Annotated in this window: 17 protein-coding genes and 6 pseudogenes; 12 read left to right on the top strand and 11 right to left on the bottom strand. The window is 58.8% G+C overall.

Translation table 11 applies throughout. The features are described 5' to 3' along the window. Positions 1-204: 204 nt before the first annotated feature. Positions 205-525, top strand: a pseudogene (locus M1R55_RS22365) (hypothetical protein); the annotation flags it as partial. Between the two features lie 116 nt (positions 526-641). Here the strand turns inward: M1R55_RS22365 and M1R55_RS22360 are convergent. Continuing rightward, positions 642-1,444: pseudogene (locus M1R55_RS22360) on the bottom strand (IS982 family transposase). Between the two features lie 467 nt (positions 1,445-1,911). Continuing rightward, positions 1,912-2,835 carry an SDR family oxidoreductase gene (locus M1R55_RS22350; RefSeq protein ID WP_249395606.1) on the bottom strand — a complete coding sequence of 308 codons (924 nt, stop codon included), beginning with the start codon at positions 2,833-2,835 and terminating at the stop codon, positions 1,912-1,914. A 102-nt stretch (positions 2,836-2,937) separates the two neighbouring features. Between M1R55_RS22350 and M1R55_RS22345 the strand changes: the two genes are divergently transcribed. After that, complete coding sequence (locus tag M1R55_RS22345; protein ID WP_249395605.1) at positions 2,938-3,513, top strand: TetR family transcriptional regulator; 576 nt, start codon at positions 2,938-2,940, stop codon at positions 3,511-3,513. A gap of 66 nt (positions 3,514-3,579) precedes the next feature. Here M1R55_RS22345 and M1R55_RS22340 read toward each other — a convergent pair whose 3' ends face one another. Next, positions 3,580-4,581, bottom strand: a complete 1,002-nt coding sequence (locus M1R55_RS22340) for an IS110 family transposase (protein ID WP_249395604.1) — start codon at positions 4,579-4,581, stop codon at positions 3,580-3,582. Positions 4,582-4,827: 246 nt separating this feature from the next. After that, a pseudogene (locus M1R55_RS22335) lies at positions 4,828-4,962 on the bottom strand (IS982 family transposase); the annotation flags it as partial. 174 nt (positions 4,963-5,136) lie between these two features. On the opposite strand from M1R55_RS22335, the gene M1R55_RS22330 reads away from it, so the two are divergent. After that, positions 5,137-5,454, top strand: a complete 318-nt coding sequence (locus M1R55_RS22330) for a hypothetical protein (RefSeq protein ID WP_249395603.1) — start codon at positions 5,137-5,139, stop codon at positions 5,452-5,454. Positions 5,455-5,488: 34 nt separating this feature from the next. Further along, positions 5,489-6,494 (top strand): annotated as a pseudogene (locus M1R55_RS22325) (IS630 family transposase). Between the two features lie 226 nt (positions 6,495-6,720). Here the strand turns inward: M1R55_RS22325 and M1R55_RS22320 are convergent. Both M1R55_RS22320 and M1R55_RS22315 read right to left on the bottom strand, forming a co-directional pair. Next, the gene (locus M1R55_RS22320; RefSeq protein ID WP_249395602.1) at positions 6,721-6,864 is read right to left on the bottom strand and encodes a hypothetical protein; all 144 of its coding nucleotides are present in this window, start codon (positions 6,862-6,864) and stop codon (positions 6,721-6,723) included. A gap of 107 nt (positions 6,865-6,971) precedes the next feature. Then, positions 6,972-8,915 (bottom strand): diguanylate cyclase, encoded by a 1,944-nt coding sequence (locus M1R55_RS22315; protein ID WP_249395601.1) that lies wholly within the window; start codon positions 8,913-8,915, stop codon positions 6,972-6,974. A gap of 163 nt (positions 8,916-9,078) precedes the next feature. On the opposite strand from M1R55_RS22315, the gene M1R55_RS22310 reads away from it, so the two are divergent. Further along, a protein-coding gene (locus tag M1R55_RS22310; protein ID WP_249395600.1) for an IS630 family transposase occupies positions 9,079-10,088 on the top strand; the annotation gives its coding sequence in 2 pieces (ribosomal slippage) (positions 9,079-9,565 and positions 9,565-10,088; 1,011 coding nt in all). 13 nt (positions 10,089-10,101) lie between these two features. On the opposite strand, the gene M1R55_RS22305 is transcribed toward M1R55_RS22310, so the two are convergent. The 3 genes from M1R55_RS22305 to M1R55_RS22295 form a co-directional block, all read right to left on the bottom strand. Continuing rightward, positions 10,102-10,422, bottom strand: a complete 321-nt coding sequence (locus tag M1R55_RS22305) for a hypothetical protein (protein ID WP_249395599.1) — start codon at positions 10,420-10,422, stop codon at positions 10,102-10,104. After that, on the bottom strand, positions 10,413-10,787 hold the full coding sequence (locus M1R55_RS22300) for a hypothetical protein (protein ID WP_249395598.1): 375 nt from the start codon (positions 10,785-10,787) through the stop codon (positions 10,413-10,415). Before M1R55_RS22300 ends, M1R55_RS22305 begins: the two co-directional genes overlap by 10 nt. Before the next feature lie 91 nt (positions 10,788-10,878). Continuing rightward, on the bottom strand, positions 10,879-11,142 hold the full coding sequence (locus M1R55_RS22295; RefSeq protein ID WP_249395597.1) for a hypothetical protein: 264 nt from the start codon (positions 11,140-11,142) through the stop codon (positions 10,879-10,881). Positions 11,143-11,956: 814 nt separating this feature from the next. On the opposite strand from M1R55_RS22295, the gene M1R55_RS22290 reads away from it, so the two are divergent. The 6 genes and pseudogenes from M1R55_RS22290 to M1R55_RS22265 form a co-directional block, all read left to right on the top strand. Next, positions 11,957-12,085: a MerR family DNA-binding transcriptional regulator gene (locus tag M1R55_RS22290; RefSeq protein ID WP_371827297.1), complete on the top strand. Its 129-nt coding sequence runs from the start codon at positions 11,957-11,959 to the stop codon at positions 12,083-12,085. Positions 12,086-12,163: 78 nt separating this feature from the next. Next, entirely contained in the window at positions 12,164-12,463 is a 300-nt protein-coding gene (locus tag M1R55_RS22285; RefSeq protein ID WP_249394620.1) for a transposase, read from the top strand. Next, a complete protein-coding gene (locus M1R55_RS22280) occupies positions 12,460-13,077 on the top strand; it encodes an IS3 family transposase (protein ID WP_249395596.1) in 618 nt (205 codons plus the stop codon). The genes M1R55_RS22285 and M1R55_RS22280 overlap by 4 nt, the downstream gene beginning before the upstream one ends. Before the next feature lie 8 nt (positions 13,078-13,085). Continuing rightward, on the top strand, positions 13,086-13,304 hold the full coding sequence (locus M1R55_RS22275; RefSeq protein WP_249395595.1) for an integrase core domain-containing protein: 219 nt from the start codon (positions 13,086-13,088) through the stop codon (positions 13,302-13,304). Positions 13,305-13,371: 67 nt separating this feature from the next. Next, complete coding sequence (locus M1R55_RS22270; RefSeq protein WP_249395594.1) at positions 13,372-14,052, top strand: GyrI-like domain-containing protein; 681 nt, start codon at positions 13,372-13,374, stop codon at positions 14,050-14,052. A gap of 102 nt (positions 14,053-14,154) precedes the next feature. Next, a pseudogene (locus M1R55_RS22265) lies at positions 14,155-14,304 on the top strand (transposase); the annotation flags it as partial. Here M1R55_RS22265 and M1R55_RS22260 read toward each other — a convergent pair. Together M1R55_RS22260 and M1R55_RS22255 are read right to left on the bottom strand one after the other, a co-directional pair. Beyond that, positions 14,278-15,261, bottom strand: a pseudogene (locus tag M1R55_RS22260) (IS4 family transposase). The pseudogenes M1R55_RS22265 and M1R55_RS22260 overlap by 27 nt on opposite strands. A 206-nt stretch (positions 15,262-15,467) precedes the next feature. Then, positions 15,468-15,680 (bottom strand): hypothetical protein, encoded by a 213-nt coding sequence (locus M1R55_RS22255; protein ID WP_249395593.1) that lies wholly within the window; start codon positions 15,678-15,680, stop codon positions 15,468-15,470. 150 nt (positions 15,681-15,830) lie between these two features. Between M1R55_RS22255 and M1R55_RS22250 the strand changes: the two genes are divergently transcribed. Continuing rightward, positions 15,831-16,064, top strand: coding sequence for a hypothetical protein (locus M1R55_RS22250; RefSeq protein ID WP_249395592.1), 234 nt, complete (start codon positions 15,831-15,833; stop codon positions 16,062-16,064). Positions 16,065-16,234: the final 170 nt, after the last annotated feature.

The following is a 16,234-nucleotide window of genomic DNA, read 5'->3' as shown; positions in this document are numbered from 1 at the left end:
CCTGCACAAGGTCGCGTATTTCAGCCGCTGGTGCCGCTTGCTCCTGAATCAGGCACGTGACTCGTTGCGGTCAATTTGGAGCCTCGAGCTGTGTCTAGGGCCAAACTTGCGCTGCAGGCGCACACCCAGTAGGCTCAGGAAGAGCGTTGTGCGCTGATGTCCGGCTGCTTGAGACAGGGTGATGCCACGCCAGGAGTGGCTCGAATGAGCGTTCAATTCAATCATGTCCTCCTCGCCGCCCGTGACCGGCAGGCCTCTGCGTCCTTCTTCGCGCACCTGTTCGGCTTGCCCGAACCGACCTCTTGGGGGCCTTTGACCAGCGTGAGCCTCACCGAGGGTGTGCATCTCCAGTGTGCAGAGCCCAGGGTGGAGGAGATTCAAATGCAGCGCGTTGCGTTTCTCGTGGACGACGACACCTTCGACCAGAGTTACACGCGAATACAGGCGACTGGCCTCGAACATGGGTTAGATCCACAGGGCACGCAACCTGGGCAGATGAATACCCACCACGGTGGACGCGGCGTGTAGTTCAAGGATGCTGCTGGGCATGGTTTAGAAGTCATCACACGCCCATACGGCTCGGGCTCTTGATCAGCCAAGGGGACTTCAATCACCGGGAGTACGGGTAGCTCGGAAGACCATCAGGTGCTGAGATCGCAGAATTTCAAGTGGTGTGCCAGGACGGTCAGTGCAGCCTTGAGCCGCAGGCTGAGAGACGTCTTGACCTGACCCCAGCGCAGTCCAGCTCCGACCAGCATGGAGAACGCGGACTCCACGGACTTCCTGGCAGCACCGTCCTCTGGTTTCTAGCGCGAATCGACCTGTCTGGCATTGACCTTCGGTGGCGTCAGGCCGGTTCCGGATGGATCGCCCTGATCCCCGATCTGTTTTGGGCCTCCATAGGAGGGCCAGTCTCGGTTCATCTCGCATAGGACGGTGAAATCGTGCTGATTCGCTGGGCGAATGGCAAACCTGGCAATTTTGCCGTTCAGGGTGCACCAAGCGTGCAGCTTGAAGCCGTAAACCGGTTCAGCGGTGCTGAACCTATGTCGGGCACCACGAAATTTGCACCGAGGGGCGCGCTTGAACGTAGACACTGGCAGGGGCTGCGAATCCACGGCGACGAAGTCCAGTTCCTGGACTTCAGTGGCCAGCTGCTCAACGACGGGGGTGAACCGGGCAAGCCGGAGCCGGGCCTGAGGCTCAGAGGGGAAGTCCGGGAAGTGATTGAGTTTGAGAAAGCGCCACCAGCGGCTGAAATACAAGACCTTGTGCAGCTTCTGAAGAAGCGCCACTGCCAGGAGGTCCGCGTCCGAGATGTTCTCGTGTGAATGAGCAGTTTAGGTGGAATGTGAGGCAGGATCCAGCGACTGAGCGTGGTGACAGCGACAGGGAGCGGCAGAAAATGCGAGAGGGACGGTGCTCTGGGCCGTCCCGATCTCACTTTTCTGCCGCTCAGGACAACCCCTATTGCCGGTGAATACATTCACCAGTCGGATCAGGCACGTCTTCGCGGCCTCGGTATTGCAGTGACGCTGGAGGGGGATGCCCTGCACGAAGTCGTGCTCATCCACTGCTCTCCATAACCAGTGTCGGACGCCATTGACGCTTGGACACACCTCAATCAGATGCCACCGGGAACAGGGGCGGGGTTCCCGGTGGCGCAGTTCCTTAGCGAAGAAGGGTTCGAATTTGATCCACCATTCGCGGAGCGTCTCGGGGCTGACCTTGATGCCGCACTGGTGCAGCAATTCCTGGACGTCCCGGTCGCTGAGGGGAAGCGATGGGAGAGCCAAGCTCCGTGCTGGATGGCTGTCATCGAAAAACGGTGGCTGTAAGTTGTTTTCGGTCAGTCACGGTAGGGCAGCCTCCCCCAATCCGGTGAAAGCAACAGAACTGCACTGGCGTCGTTCACATCAGCAGAGGAGAGCGGGCGGCTGAGGGATCGAAGTAGTGACCCCCACTCAGATCTTCAATCAGTCCGGGATGCCTGGGTTGCCAGTTCAGCAGCTCACGGGTCAGGGTGCTTGAAGTCGGGACGTTGGCGGCCAGGAAGCCTGCCAGCCAGCCGAAATGGTCGCCTGCCTCCTCAGCAGAAAGAGAAACCACGGGCAGATTCAGGTGCCGTCCGATCACCTCGGCGATGGCACGAACGGGGACGCCCTCGTTACCTACCCCGTGCAGCACCGATCCTGCCGGAGCCCTCTCCAGCGCCAGGCGGAAGAGCCGCGCGGCGTCGAGTCGGTGGACGGTGGGCCAGCGGTTGGAGCCGTCACCGATGTAACCAGAAACGCCCTTCTCACGGGCAATGTCGACCAGAGCACCGACAAAACCGGTCTTGGTTTCATCATGAACCGCTGGAGAAAGCCGCACGACCGATGAACGGACACCCTGGGAGGCGAGGGAAAGTGCCGTCTGCTCACCGGCGATGCGGGGCGCGGCGGCGGACCCGGCATCCGGCGCGTCCCGTTCGGTTCCGACCCGGCCCGGCGACAACACCCCGGTTCCGGACGTGATCACCAGTGGGCGGTCGCTGCCCTTTAATGCTTCACCAAGTGCCTCAATGGCCCGCTGGTCGGTCTGTCCCGCCGTGGCGTACTGCGAGAAATCGTGGATGTAAGCCAGGTGAAGCACGCTGTCGGACGCTGCCGCGCCGGCGCGCAGACTGCTGAGATCATCGAGAGCGCCACGGTGGACGGCGGCCCCGGCGGCGATCAGCGCCTGAGCTGAACTGTCTGAGCGGGCCAGCCCCGTGACTTGATGTCCGGCGGCGATCAGTTCGGGAACCACAGCAGAGCCAATAAAGCCTGACGCACCAGTCACAAAAACACGCATAGGTTCTCCCCCAGTCGCCGACATCCTGAACAACCCAATGTCAGCGACTGACATCAAAGTAGCACACGATGTCAGTCGCTGACAACAGTTAAAGTAGAGGATATGAGTCGGTGGAATCCCAATGCGCGTGGCCGCTTGGAGCAAGCGGCGCTGGAACTGTATAGCGAGCGCGGTTTCGAGCAGACCACGGTGTCCGACATCGCAGCCCGCGCCGGACTGACCGAGCGAACCTTTTTTCGCCACTTCACCGATAAGCGTGAAGTGTTGTTCGGGGGCGCGGGCGCTTTGCAAGAGAGCGTGATGAAGCGGGTCAGTGAGGCACCGCTTTCCCTCACGGCAATTGAGGCCGTGACCCTCGCTCTCGGGTCGGCAGATGTGTTTGTCCCCGAACGCCGCGAATACGCCCGCCAACGGCAGCGCCTCTTGGCCGCCAATCCGGAGCTCCAAGAGCGTGAATTGATGAAACTCGCGTCCATGTCTGCGGCGTTGGCAGGGGCGCTGCGGGGCCGTGGCTCACCAGACACCACCGCCAGCTTGACGGCTGATGCAGGTATGGCCATATTCATGGCCGCCTTTGGGCGCTGGATCGACGAACCCGGTTCGCCGGAATTCGGTCAGCTGATGCGGCAAGCCTTGGGCGAATTGAGGGCCGTCCTGGCCAGGCCAGCTTCAGAGTAATCACCGGGAATAGATAGCGTAGTTTTTGGAGGTTGTCTACAGTGGTCGCCCGTTCGCCGAACCACTTCACACCTGGTGTGAAGCTGGTTTCACGTACGTTTCGCCCAATGGCTGCCCTGATCTCACGACGGCCAGTCCTGTCCGTAACAATTTATGCCCAAGCGCGATCAAAGCCACCTTGGGTGGCTTTCCATTGGCTCGCAGACGACGATAGAAGTCACCCAGGTGCCCTTTGTTTCGCGTGACACTCCAGGCCGCAAGGTACGCCGAACGCCTCAGGTGAGCATTGCCCGTTTTTGAAATGCGCCCTCGGCCTTTCACACTCGTACCCGACTGAAATGGAGAGGGAGCAATGCCAGCATGAGCTGATCTTTGCTTGCCGGTTTCCAACACCGCAAAACCCTCCGTTTCTGCCAACACCGATGCTGCCGTGAGCAAGCCGAATCCAGGAACGCTGGTCAGCAACTCAAAGGGCTCACGCAACGCGTCATTCGCGTGGATGAGGCTGCGGATGGCCGTTTCGAGCTCCAAGATCTGTTGCTTCAGCAGGGCAATGCGCGTGTTCAGCAACGCCACGACGATCTGGCTTTCATGCTGCCGGCGTTCTAAGGCGTGCAATCGGTTCTGATCCTGTGTCAGCGCTTCGCACAACGCCGTGCGTTCACGGACGAGTTGCTTGAGTTCCTGCAGCGCTGTACTGGGCGGTGACCAAGGTTTCGGCCGCATCATGGCGCCATACAGGGCAATGACCGCTGCGTCCATGCGGTCGGTCTTGCCCCGTTTGAGTGTGGCGCGGGCGAAGTATTTGATGCTGGTGGGATTCACCACGCTGACGGTACAGCCCGCACTGAACAGGACGTTCGCGCACTGCTCCCAGTACACGCCGGTGGCCTCCATCACCACGTGCAGCTCCGTTGGCGTCACACCGTGGTGTTGGGCCCACTGCAGCAGGCCCTTGAATCCAGTGGGCGTGTTCGGGAGGTTAGGGAGTGACTGTTCCAGGTCGTCGTTGAGCCGTAAATGTGCGTAGAGAGAGTCTTTTCCGATGTCCAGGCCGAGGGCAAACATAACAACCTCCTGGAGAAAGGGGTGGAGCAGGTCGGACTCTCTCGGCACTGGCTCTTATGGTGCAGGCTTGGTGGCCTTGGATAGCGTTCAGTTTTCGAGAAGAGCGCCCGAGCCGGTCCGGACTATTCGACGGTCTTGCTGGACCTGGGGTTGACGCGGACTTGGCGGCTCGGACTGGCCTGGCAATCTCCATTCTGATCAGGAATGGACCCAGACGTACTACATAAGGGGTTGACAGCTCAGCGATCAGTCACCGAGGTCGGTGAATTTCAGATTGTGTGCGAGGACGCCCAAGGCGACCTTCAACCGGAGACACAGGAATGTCTTGACCTGTCCACAGCGCAGCCCCGCACCCACCAGAACGGAGAAGGCAGACTTGAGCTTGCCTCCGTCGAAGTTGCTCACCATTAAACGCCAACTCCCGTCAAGGCCGAGGGCCTTCCTGAGTCAGGCAGGGCCGGATCTGGAGCGGCGCGAGGCATTGGCCGACTGCTTCAGTTGTCCCCAACGTCCCCGTCAGACAGCAGTGACTCCTCTGCGCCTAGGCTGCGGAACATGTCCTCCCAAACACTCCATGTCCACCTGGAACAGCTCAAGCAAGACCTTGAAGAGCACCTTCCCCCAAACTGTACCGTGTACGTGGAAGGCTGGCCAGCAGAGAAGCCGGGGGTCGTGACCGTCACCGTCAAGACGTACCAGGTCAACACGGTGATGATTGGGGGGGTCGAGTTACCTTTTGTGGCACTGAAATGGAAACAGAAAACACAGCAACAGGTGACAGAGGACGTGGACACGATCGTTCAGGCGGAACTGGTGAGGGGGTTACCACCCAAAGGCCCTGATGGCTTCACCCGCCGTACCCTCCACTATTGATCTCGGCTGAAGTAAAAGACGATAGATTGTGTGGGTGACCGACCATTGGCGACCCTCGCACCTTACGCGAGCTCAACTTGAAGAACGTCGACTGCACTTCCTCCAGCTGCTCGAGACCCAGCAGCATAGTTCCAAAGAGCTGGCTGAGTTCCTAGGGGTCTCGATGAGTACCCTCCGCACTTGGAGACAACGCCTGCGGCAGCAGGGGTCAGACGCCCTGCAGGCCACCGTCACTACGGGAGAGCGCCGGCGCTCTCCCAGAGCAACGGGAGACGCTGAAGCGCCTCCTCAACGAAGGGGCGCAGGTTCACGGCTTCCCGGACGTGAGTTGGACGACGCTCCGGGTCAGGGACGTCATCGGTCGTCAGTTCAACATCTGGCATCATCGCGATCACGTCCGCAGAATCTTGCACCAGCTAGGTTTTTCTCGTCAGAAACCCGATAAACGCGCTCTGGAACAGAACCCAGAAGCCGTGGCGACTTGGATCCAAACCACGGTTCCGGAACTGAAAAAAAAGTAGCTGCGGGCGCGACTTTAGTCTTTCTCGACGAAGTGGGGTTCAGTTTGAAAGGCACCGTGAAGCAGACGTGGGCTCTGCGTGGGCAGACTCCGGTGGTCTTCGCCAAAGCCAGTTGGGACAAGGTGTCCACCCTAGGGGCGATCACCAGTGCCGGCCAGTTTCTGCAGCACACGCAGCAGGGGGCCTTCACAGGCCCCAGGTAATCGCTTCTTTCAACACCTCTTGACGCACATTCCAGGCGATCTCCTGGTGGTGTTGGACAATGCCAGCATCCATAAAACGAAGGCCGTCACGGCCTTCGTTGCTGCTGAAACACGGCTGTCCTTGTCGTATCTGCCGCCATACGCTCCGGAACTGAATCCTATTGAACTCGTCTGGGCCTACGTGAAGCGCAATATTTTAGGCAATTTCTGCGCGCAAACCTTGAAGGTGTTGAAGGCACGACTCCGGGTCGGTTGGCAGCGCGTTCGATATATCCGGCTGCCAAAACAGCTGCTTCATAGCTACCTTCCGTCGTAAACTTCAGCCGAGATCAATAACAGACGCCCCCGCTCCAGCTTCGGCTGGCCGGCAGGGGCGCTTTTTAGGTTCATCCTGTGAGACCTCAGGACTGATTACGAGCTTGCCCAGTGGCCAATCGCCTGCGGCGTGAGACCGACCGGCTGGGGCACCGGGCGGCCCAGGTAATACCCCTGAGCCAGGTCTGTGCCCAATTCCATGACCAATTGCCGTGCAGCCCGCCGACTTAAAGTGCCGCTTGCGAGGCGCGAACGGCGGCAGGATCGAACGACTGCTGGCCCGCTCCTTCCTGTAAGCCCTGACGGTCTTGCAGAGACGTCGAAGCCGGTTTGTTGTCGGCAGGCAAGTGTTGTGAAGGCTCGGTGGACACGTGCCATCAGGGTAAGCACTCCAAAACAAGCTCCATACGCAAACCCGTGATTTTCCCAAACCGCAGCACGTTTCTCCGTTCATAGGGTCATGGAACAGGTCTTGGCCTTAAATCACTTCAACGTTCTGTTCTTCAACCAAACTCAAGAAAGCAGCGATCACATCCGGGCAAAAGTGCCGGTTCACCTGCGAAGCAATCTCTGCCCGCGCCTTCTGAATGGTCCATGCCCGCTTGTACGGTCGCTCACTGATCAGGGCATCATAGACATCACACACCGCAAAGATCCGGGCAGACAGCGGAATCGCCTTTCCAGCCAAGCCTGCTGGATAACCAGTCCCGTCCCAGCGCTCATGGTGATACCGAACAACATCCAACGCTCCTGCAGCCAGATTGGGAATGCACTCCACGATCGCGACTCCTCGCGCCACATGCGTTTGCATGATGGCCCATTCCTCCGGAGTCAGTCTGCCTGGCTTGAGCAGAATGTGATCTGGTATGGAGAGCTTGCCGATGTCATGCAGATACGCGCCCTGGCGCAGCTCATCCAACTCGGCAGGCGTGAACCCGAGCTGCTGGCCCAATTGAACGGCCATGTTGAGGACACGTTCTGTGTGGCCGTGGGTTTCCAAATCCCGAGCTTCCAGGGCGACTCCCAATCCCAACAACCCACCTTCTAATGTGCGCCGCGCGTTGTCCACAGCCTCAAGCACTTCCAGACTGCGTCCCAGACGGGACGCGGCCAGTTCCACCATCCGCTGCGTGCTGAAGGGAATGGTTTTCCAGGTCGAAAGATGAGCCAAGGCCATCAGACCGACCACCTCCCCACCGACTTGGACAGGCGTCAGCAGCAAACTCTTGATCCTGGCCTGCAAAACCTTGGATACCTGTTCTGGATCCTTGAGATAATCGACTGTAACAACCGTCTTGCGGTGAGCAACCGCTTGCCGACCCAACTCATTCATTGGAAAGATTTGACCCAGCAAGGATGGAGCCGTCTCATCTAGCGCTCGGTCTACATGCCGGACCACCCACGACTCCTGCTCCAGTTCCAAGTAAGCGGCCAGATCGAACTGCAGCCCCCCCCGAATGAGAGAAAGACCTTCTTGAAGGACTGCTCCAGGCGTACTCAGGGCTTCGAGGCGCTGCCCAAACTCATACAGATCTTCTCCAGGGGAGGAGGCCTCTGCGCCTTCCTTAGCCAAATACAGTTGGTGGTCTGCCAGGACAAATTCCTGTTCGAAGGTCTGCCCCGGAGCCGAGCCTGTCAGGCCAAAGGTAAACATGGCCTGTGCGGAGACCAGAGAAGGCAGCACGTGCTGAAGGTGTTCCAACTGCTGCCGACTGACGGCCGGCGTCTGGGAAGGAAAGTACACCAGGAACTCGTCGCCCCCCCAACGGGCCAGGAGACTCTGCGGCGGTAACTGCGCCTCCATGGCCTGAGCCAAACGCAAAATCTGTTGATCACCCATGCTGTGCCCGTGCTGATCATTGATGGCTTTGAGCTGATTGACATCCAAGACGGCCAGACTGCCTGAAGGGTGTGACTGCAGCGCATACTGCCGCAGAAAGCCTTGCCGGTTGAGCAGCCCTGTCAAGACGTCGCGTTCGGCGCGTTCCTGAGTCAGCCGTTGCTGGTGACTCCACTGCTCCCAAACCAACCGACCAAAGATCCAGATGCCAAGACTGCCCACTCCAATCAAGCCGAGGGTGGTCCACCCCGAAAGCGGTCGGGTTCCCCACAGCACAGTGGCCAAGTTGGCGGCAGTCAGGAGATCCAGACTCAGCACACCGATCAGCAGGGCCCAAGGCGCCAGAGACGATAACCGCAAGGTAAGCCCGACCAAGAAAGTGGTGAGCAGGAGGGTCAGCAGGTAGAAGCAGGCGATGCTGAGCATCACCGGGCCAACATCAGCTGCCAGAACAAGTTCGCCGTCTAAGCGAGCCGATATCAGGAGCATGAGGAGTCCGGTTATCCCCAGGATGACCCAGAAACCTGCCCACCAATTGGGGCGAAAGGCTTGCATCTGAGGGAAGACCCACGTTGAGGGCATGGGCGGGAGTCTAGGGGGTGGAGGATGGGTGAAACCAGAATTGGGAATCAGTCAAGACCTTCTGAAGTGAAAGCGTTGTTGGAGATCCTCCGATAAGGGCTGCATCCCCCCGTGGAAGGGTGTTATTGATCTCGGCTGAAATGAGGGACGGTACACTGTGTGGGTGACCGACCATTGGCAGCCCTCGCACCTCACGCGAGCTCAACTTGAAGAACGTCGACTGCACTTCCTCCAGCTGCTCGAGGCCCAGCAGCACAGTTCTAGGGAGCTTGCTGAGTTCCTGGGGGTCTCGATGAGTACCCTCCGCACCTGGAGACAACGCCTGCGGCAGCAGGGGTCAGACGCCCTGCAGGCCACCGTTACTCCGGGGAGAGCGCCGGCGCTCTCCCCGGAGCAGCGGGAGACCCTCAAGCGGCTCCTTAACGAGGGGGCGCAGGTTCACGGCTTTCCGGACGTGAGTTGGACGACGCTTCGGGTCAGGGACGTCATCGGTCGTCAGTTCAACATCTGGCATCATCGCGATCACGTCCGGAGAATCTTGCACCAGCTCGGCTTCTCACGTCAGAAGCCCGACAAACGCGCACTGGAGCAGAACCCAGATGCCGTGGCGACCTGGATCCAAACCACGGTGCCCGAGTTGAAAAAAAAGTAGCTGCTGGTACGACGCTGGTATTTCTCGACGAAGTGGGGTTCAGTCTGAAAGGCACCGTGAAGCACACGTGGGCTCCACGAGGGAAAACCCCCGTGGTCTTCGGCAAAGCCAGTTGGGACAAGGTGTCCACCCTGGGCGCGATTACCAGCGCAGGCCAGTTTCTGCAGCAGACTCAGCATGGGGCCTTCACAGGCGCAGGGGTGATTCGCTTCTTTCAGCACCTCTTGAATCACGTTCCAGGCGATCTCGTGGTGGTGTTGGACAATGCCAGCATTCATAAAACGAAGGCCGTGACGGCCTTCGTTGCGGGTGAACCACGGCTGTCCGTGTCTTATCTCCCGCCGTATGCACCGGAGCTCAATCCAATTGAACTCGTCTGGGCCTACATCAAGCGCCATAGTTTAGGCAATTTCTGTGCGCGAACCTTGAAGGCATTGAAGGCACGCCTTCGGGTTGGTTGGCAGCGCGTCCGGTATATCCGGCTGCCAAAACGACTTCTTCACAGCTACCTTCCGTCGTAAATTTCAGCCGAGGTCAATAGCGTCGCCAACTTAGCGCCCGCGCCTCTGCCTCACTCAGCCAGCGCGGCGTGAACAACAGGTTGACGCCTCTTGCACCGGTGGGCTGAAGGCTCCACTCCGAAATCCAGGCCAGACGGCGCCCCAATGGAATCGGCCGATTGGTTCGGTAAGCAAACCGCAGGCGCTCGGCATACCAAGGCTGCAGCTCGAAGCCAGATCCATAAATCTGGAACACCAGTTCAAACCCGCTGGGCGCCCCATCAAAAATGGCAATCAACTCCGCGTCCGAAAACGGTTCACGCCGCACATTCGGGAATGGCCAGCTCAGCGCCACGCTCGCTCACCGTACAGGGCAAGAAATGCTTGGCGGTGCCGCTCATACGCCCAGTTTTCGGCGTCGTGGCGGAGGGTTTTGAGGAGATCGTTGAGCAGCTGCCCATGCTCCATCTGCCACTCGTAAAACGCACTGAGGTGGTGCCGCCAAAGCTGCTCCCCAGTCATTGTGGCCTGATGTTCGTGCCGCTGGAGCACCGGCGCGGGAAGGACCTCATAGCGGGCTACCTGCGCCGCCTGGTTGGCCTGTCGCGTCTGCACAGCCTGCTCTGCAGCGTCTTGCCGGACACGTGCCCGCTCCTGGGCAAGCGCAAAGGCTTCGGTGGTTTCGGCCTGCACCACGCGCTCTTCGAGGTACAGCTTCACGATTCCGTCTGTCGGGTGGTTCCGGCGTCCGACCCGCAACTCACTCTGGCGCTCGCGGTCATGCCTGCCCAGCAGGTCGGGGGCTGGGGCTTCATGCCAGCTGCGCTTTGACCTGCACGGGCACGGCGTCCGAGCGGCGGAAGAGACCGGTGAGCAGTTCGCGATTCCCTGTCCGGAGCCTAAACAGAGCGGCGACCCGCTGGTTTTCCGCAGGGTGCAGGCCTTCTTGCTTGAGGCCATCGCTGGTGGCGAGATCCGGGGGATGGGTTGGGTGATAGGTGGCGATGTTTTCTTTGGGGACATGGGCAGCTCCTCCACCCGCCGAGACGCGGGCCAGCACAAGGCGTTGGAACAATAGAGCGAAACAGCAACAAAAAAACCTTAAAACGAGCCAACAGTGATAAGTTTCCGACGTTCTCCCCACTGAATGAGCTCTTGCCTAAGAACGACACTCCCGAGAAGATCGTCTCTGTTTCACACTGCACAGGTGAACTCATCTCCCTGACCTTGTCCGCTGAGGAAGCCCTACAGGGCTTCGGGCGAGGGGAGTCTGACGCCCTGCAGATCTGTGTTCAGCTCTTTGCCCCCTTGCTGTTCGCACTGGCGCAGCAAGCCCAGGGGGTCGGCCGGGAAGAAGCGGTTGAAGCGGTGTTGCGAAATCTCGAAACCCATCATCAGGGCTGGCACCGTTCAGGTTTGCCCGCACGGGTTTGGGTGACGGGCATGGCTCAGCGCCGGTTTCAGCTCTTGCGCCAGAGTTCACCCACCGTTGCTGCTTAAGATTCGGATGTGGTCAGGCCCGGGGGATGGGTGTGGTGGGGTGTCGTCTTTGGGCATGGAGGGCAGCTCCTACGCCCGCCGAGGCAGAGGTGCAAGGCGAGCAGGGGAGGCGTGCTTGGGTGGTGGGCTAAAACTGCTCTGGGCAACGCTACAACTGATGCCCCCATCCTTCCGTCACTCCGAGAGATCAGCGCCACTCCGCAGTACCGCGCCTCTCGTTCGCCTGCTGAGGTGTTGCCTGCTCAGGACGAGGGTCACCTCGCGCTCGATCACCGCTCTGCTCTTCTCTTCGATCGGTAGTCCAGTTGAAAAGTTTGGCAGGGAGCCCCTTGACTCTCTGGCGACAGGAGAGTCCACCATAGAGGCATCTGTGCGCACAGGGACCCACCATGATCAAAATCGGAGATTTCGCCCGCCTCAGCCAAGTCACTGTCGTCACTCTTCGTCATTACGACGAACGCGGACTCCTGAGTCCTCTCAACGTCGATCAGGACAGCAACTACCGGTATTTGGAGTGACACCCTCTGACAGGACCATAGACCAAGACACTTCGCCCCAGTCAGCGGATACGCTGATTGCATCGCGAAGGAGATCGTATGCCCGGACGGAACCACAGCCGCGAATTCAAACTTGAGGTCGTCAGCCAGATCAACAGCGGCCAACAGACGACCGCCCAGCTCAGTCGCACCCACTCCCTGGCACCGGGTCTGATGTACCGATGGCGCAAAGAGGTCGAAGCACGTGGTGAAGCTGCGTTTACGGATGGGGCTACCACGGATCGCAGCGACGAACTTCGCATTGCCGAGCTGGAACGGTATTGCGGTCAGCTCGCTCTGGAGAATACGATCCTGAAAAAATCGTTAGCGACGTACCGCTTGAAAAGCGGCACCAAATGATCACGGATGCGCGCTGCGCGCATCCGACGGTGTCGGTACGTCGCTTGTGTGAGTTGCATGCGGTCAGTCGGTCTTGGTATCTGGGTCAACAGACTCGGACAAGGGTGAATCCAGATTTGGATCTCACGAAAGAGATTGAAGCCATCGTGTTGAAGTGGAATGGTTACGGCTACCGACGCGTGACCCATGAGTTGGCCCGTCGGGGACATCGAACCAACCACAAGCGCGTCTTACGGGTCATGAGGGCACAGGGGTTGTTATGTCGTCCCAAACGACGGTTTCAGGCCACCACGGACTCGACGCACAGCGAACGTCGTTTTGAAAATTTGCTGCCGACCGTGGTTCCGACTCACCCCAACCAAGTCTGGCAAGTTGATCTGACCTATGTTCGGGTGAAAGGTGGTTTTGTGTACCTGGCCTGCGTGTTGGACAGCTTCACCCGAGAAATCGTGGGCTGGGCCATGTCCAGGTGCATTGACGCGGCGCTGGCCTTGAAAGCACTCAACAACGCGCTTGGGGCGCGCTGCCCAAGCCAGGCTTACTGCACCATTCTGACCAAGGGTCTCAATATGCAAGTCGCGTCTATGTCGATCGGCTTCGGGAGGCTGGGTTAATCCCGAGCATGTCCAGAAAGGGAAACCCATACGACAACGCCCGCATGGAAAGCTTTTACAAAACCCTGAAAACAGAAGAAGTCGATCTGCAGGACTATCTTGATTTCGACGACGCACATTGCCAGATCAACCACTTCATCGGTCGGCTGTATAACCAGGAACGTCTGCATTCCAGTTTGGGGTATGTCCCACCTGCCGAGTTCGCCACTCGGTATCATTGCGCCTAGAAGTGACTTGACTGCTGGCCCGGTACTTTGGGTTCATTCCAATTACTCTGTCGCCCAGCTTCCTCGGTTGAATCGCATCCTCGCCCTCAAAGACCTCGGTTTCTCTCTCGAACAGATCCTCGAAGTGCTCCAAGACGACGTTTCCCCTGAGCAGTTACGGGGCATGTTCAAGCTCCGACAAGTCGAAGCCGCCGGGAGGCTCGCCGAAGAACAGCGCCGTCTGGAACGTCTCGAGGTCCGCTTGAGATGGATCGAACAGGAGAACAGTATGCCCACGTTTGAAATCGTCCTCAAGACAGTGCCGTCCATGCTGGTGGCCGCTCGCCGCATCAGCATTCCAACGAATGATCAGGTTCCGGCCTACCTGAACCCTGCCTTCCAAGAAGTGTTTGAGCATGCGGATCGCCACGGTGCGAAGAAGCATGCGCCACACCTGGCGCTCTGGTACACCTCAGCATCCACCTTGGCAGATGAGGATGCCGAAGCCATGCTCCCCATCGACCGCTCCATCCCGTCTTCGAACCGGGTAAACGTGTACACGCTCCCACAAGCTGAAGTAGCTGCAGTGGTTCACCATGGAGAGTTTCAGGAGTTTACGCAAGGGCATACCGCGCTGCTCCAGTGGATAGAGCAGCACCGCTATGAGATCACAGGACCGTTCCGGGAAATCTATCTCGAGCACAACCCGAATGACCTGGCGGATTCAACGACAGAAATTCAATATCCTGTTCAGAAGCGTCAAGGCTAAGAGACTGTCTGGAAAGCGTAGTGGATGAGGAATGGCCCGTAGGATACTGTTTTTTCAATGATGTAACGACCCCTCTATCCCAGCGACACCAGCGATGAAGAGTGGGCCATTCTTGGCCCACTGATCCCTGCCCCACGACTTGGCGGGCGTCCTGCTCATATCGCTCGCCGTGACATCGTTGATGCCATCTTTTACGTCAAACGCGGTGGCGTGTCGTGGCGCATTTCAGTAGCCGACAACTTCACTTTTTGATTGTCTCAGTGAGGAAAAAAGGCTGACCAAGACTTGAAGGATTTCGGCAAGTTCGTCTGGAATCCAGCGCAGCACGTGGCGAAGATACTCTGAGCCGTACCGCACCACGCTCATGGCCCTCCGGCCATGAGGCAGGACTCGGATTGGTCTCGCTTCATGGCGCCAGACCCCGACCCGCAGGCAGCTCAGCCAGGCCAGGGTGACCAGCCCGAACAGGCGCTCCAATCGTTTGGAGCCGGTCATTCCCGTTCGCTCCAGATCGAACCCTCTGTCTTTCAACGAGCTGAAGGTGGACTCGATTGTCCAGCGGAGCTTGTACAGTTTCCATGTCTCCCACACGCCAAAATCTGTTGCGATGATGACGAGATCACCCGCGGGTGACCTGGCGGCCACGACTCGCATGCGTTCCCCGAAGACCTCCGTGTTCTCCGCGATCATCCGAAATTGCCCGGGGCGAAGGTCTTGGAACCCAGTGTCTGCTGAGAGTTCGTCCAGCACCGTATCCTTGCGGATCCGAACCGCTCGACGAATGCCCTTCCGCCGAAGAAAACGGAACCATTCGGCGCCAATGAATTCCCGGTCGGCGACCAGGCTCTTCCAGCGCGACGCTGGAAGAGCCTCCATCAGTTTGCAGACCACCCACATCCGCGCCCGGGTATGACTATTGCCCGTATGATCTAGGGCCACCCAACAGAGTGGGATGGTGAACCCATGGACCACTGCACCCAAAACGAGCAGGTTGAGGGGGGATTCCCCGTGCTCCCAAGTCGTCCGGTCCAGACTCATCAGGATTTTCCCTGGGGGCAAATGCACCAACAGCAGGGCCAGGAACACCTGCGCGGTAAGTTACTCATCGTGCACGGCGCATGGAACGCGCCGTTTTTTAGCTTCCGGCGAGCTGGAACCAAGAAGGTGAGGGCCGAGGTCTCGGTGGTTGACGCTCTGCGCCGTGATGATGGAGAGGATGACATCGACAGCACGCTGTAGGATGTCAATTCGGAGAGCGGGAACGCAGCTTTTGCCGGGGCAGTGAGTTCGGTCGCCTGATGGGAAGCGGGTATGTGTGGCATCGCACCTCAACACACCGCCTCTACCTGTCCCTGTCGAGGGACAGGTAGGAAATCTCCTTTTATGCCGTTCAGCACGACTAAAAAGTGAAGTTGTCATCTACTGAGCACCACCAGAAGAAGGGCAAGCCCGAGGAGACTCACGAGAATCACTCGGTACATCACCAGATCGAATGAAGGCTGAGACGGTGCAGTGGACTCGAGCACTAGGGCGGCCAGGGTGGCGACAGCGGCCATGGCGAGGATCAGGAGCACCGTGAAGCGGTGCACGCCCACGATATGGAGTCGCGGTTCTTGCCGGCTGATCACTCTCTTTCCCTGAGAGGATCAACCCTTTTTTGCTGGGAGGTTTGCGCGAAGGCGAAGGGAGAGCAGACCGATTGAGATACCCATGCGCTTGATCCATTCCATGAGGAAAGCCTCGTCACGCTCTCCCGTGTGGAGAAGTAAGGTGCAACCATGAATCGACCCATATTTTTGTTGGCTGAGGCTGCTGGGCTCAACGAAGAAGCATTCCGAATGATGGTTGGCAATCTCCAAACAGATTTATGGGCAATGGATACATCAGGAACTCAAGAGCAGCGGGTCGAGGCCCAAAAGCGGCTGGAAGCCTGGGCACCTCATGCGGCCCGACTGGTGCTTCACTTTCTTGGTCTGACGCCCTCTCCAGTACCCGAAGAAATTGAGGGATAAAAACCGTTTCAAAGTCCCTTCCTCTGCCCGTCTCAGCTTCGGCTGTGGGCGGGGGTTTCTTCATTGAGCTGCTCTTCAGGAAGGTCGATGTCTAGGGTCAGCTTCCAACTCTTACGCTGGGACACATGAGATTTCTCACACCTTTAAGCATCCCTCTGCTGGCACGCGGT

Source organism: Deinococcus sp. QL22, from assembly GCF_023370075.1.
Classification (GTDB): Bacteria; Deinococcota; Deinococci; order Deinococcales; family Deinococcaceae; genus Deinococcus.
This window is presented reverse-complemented; position numbering and strand designations above follow the sequence as displayed.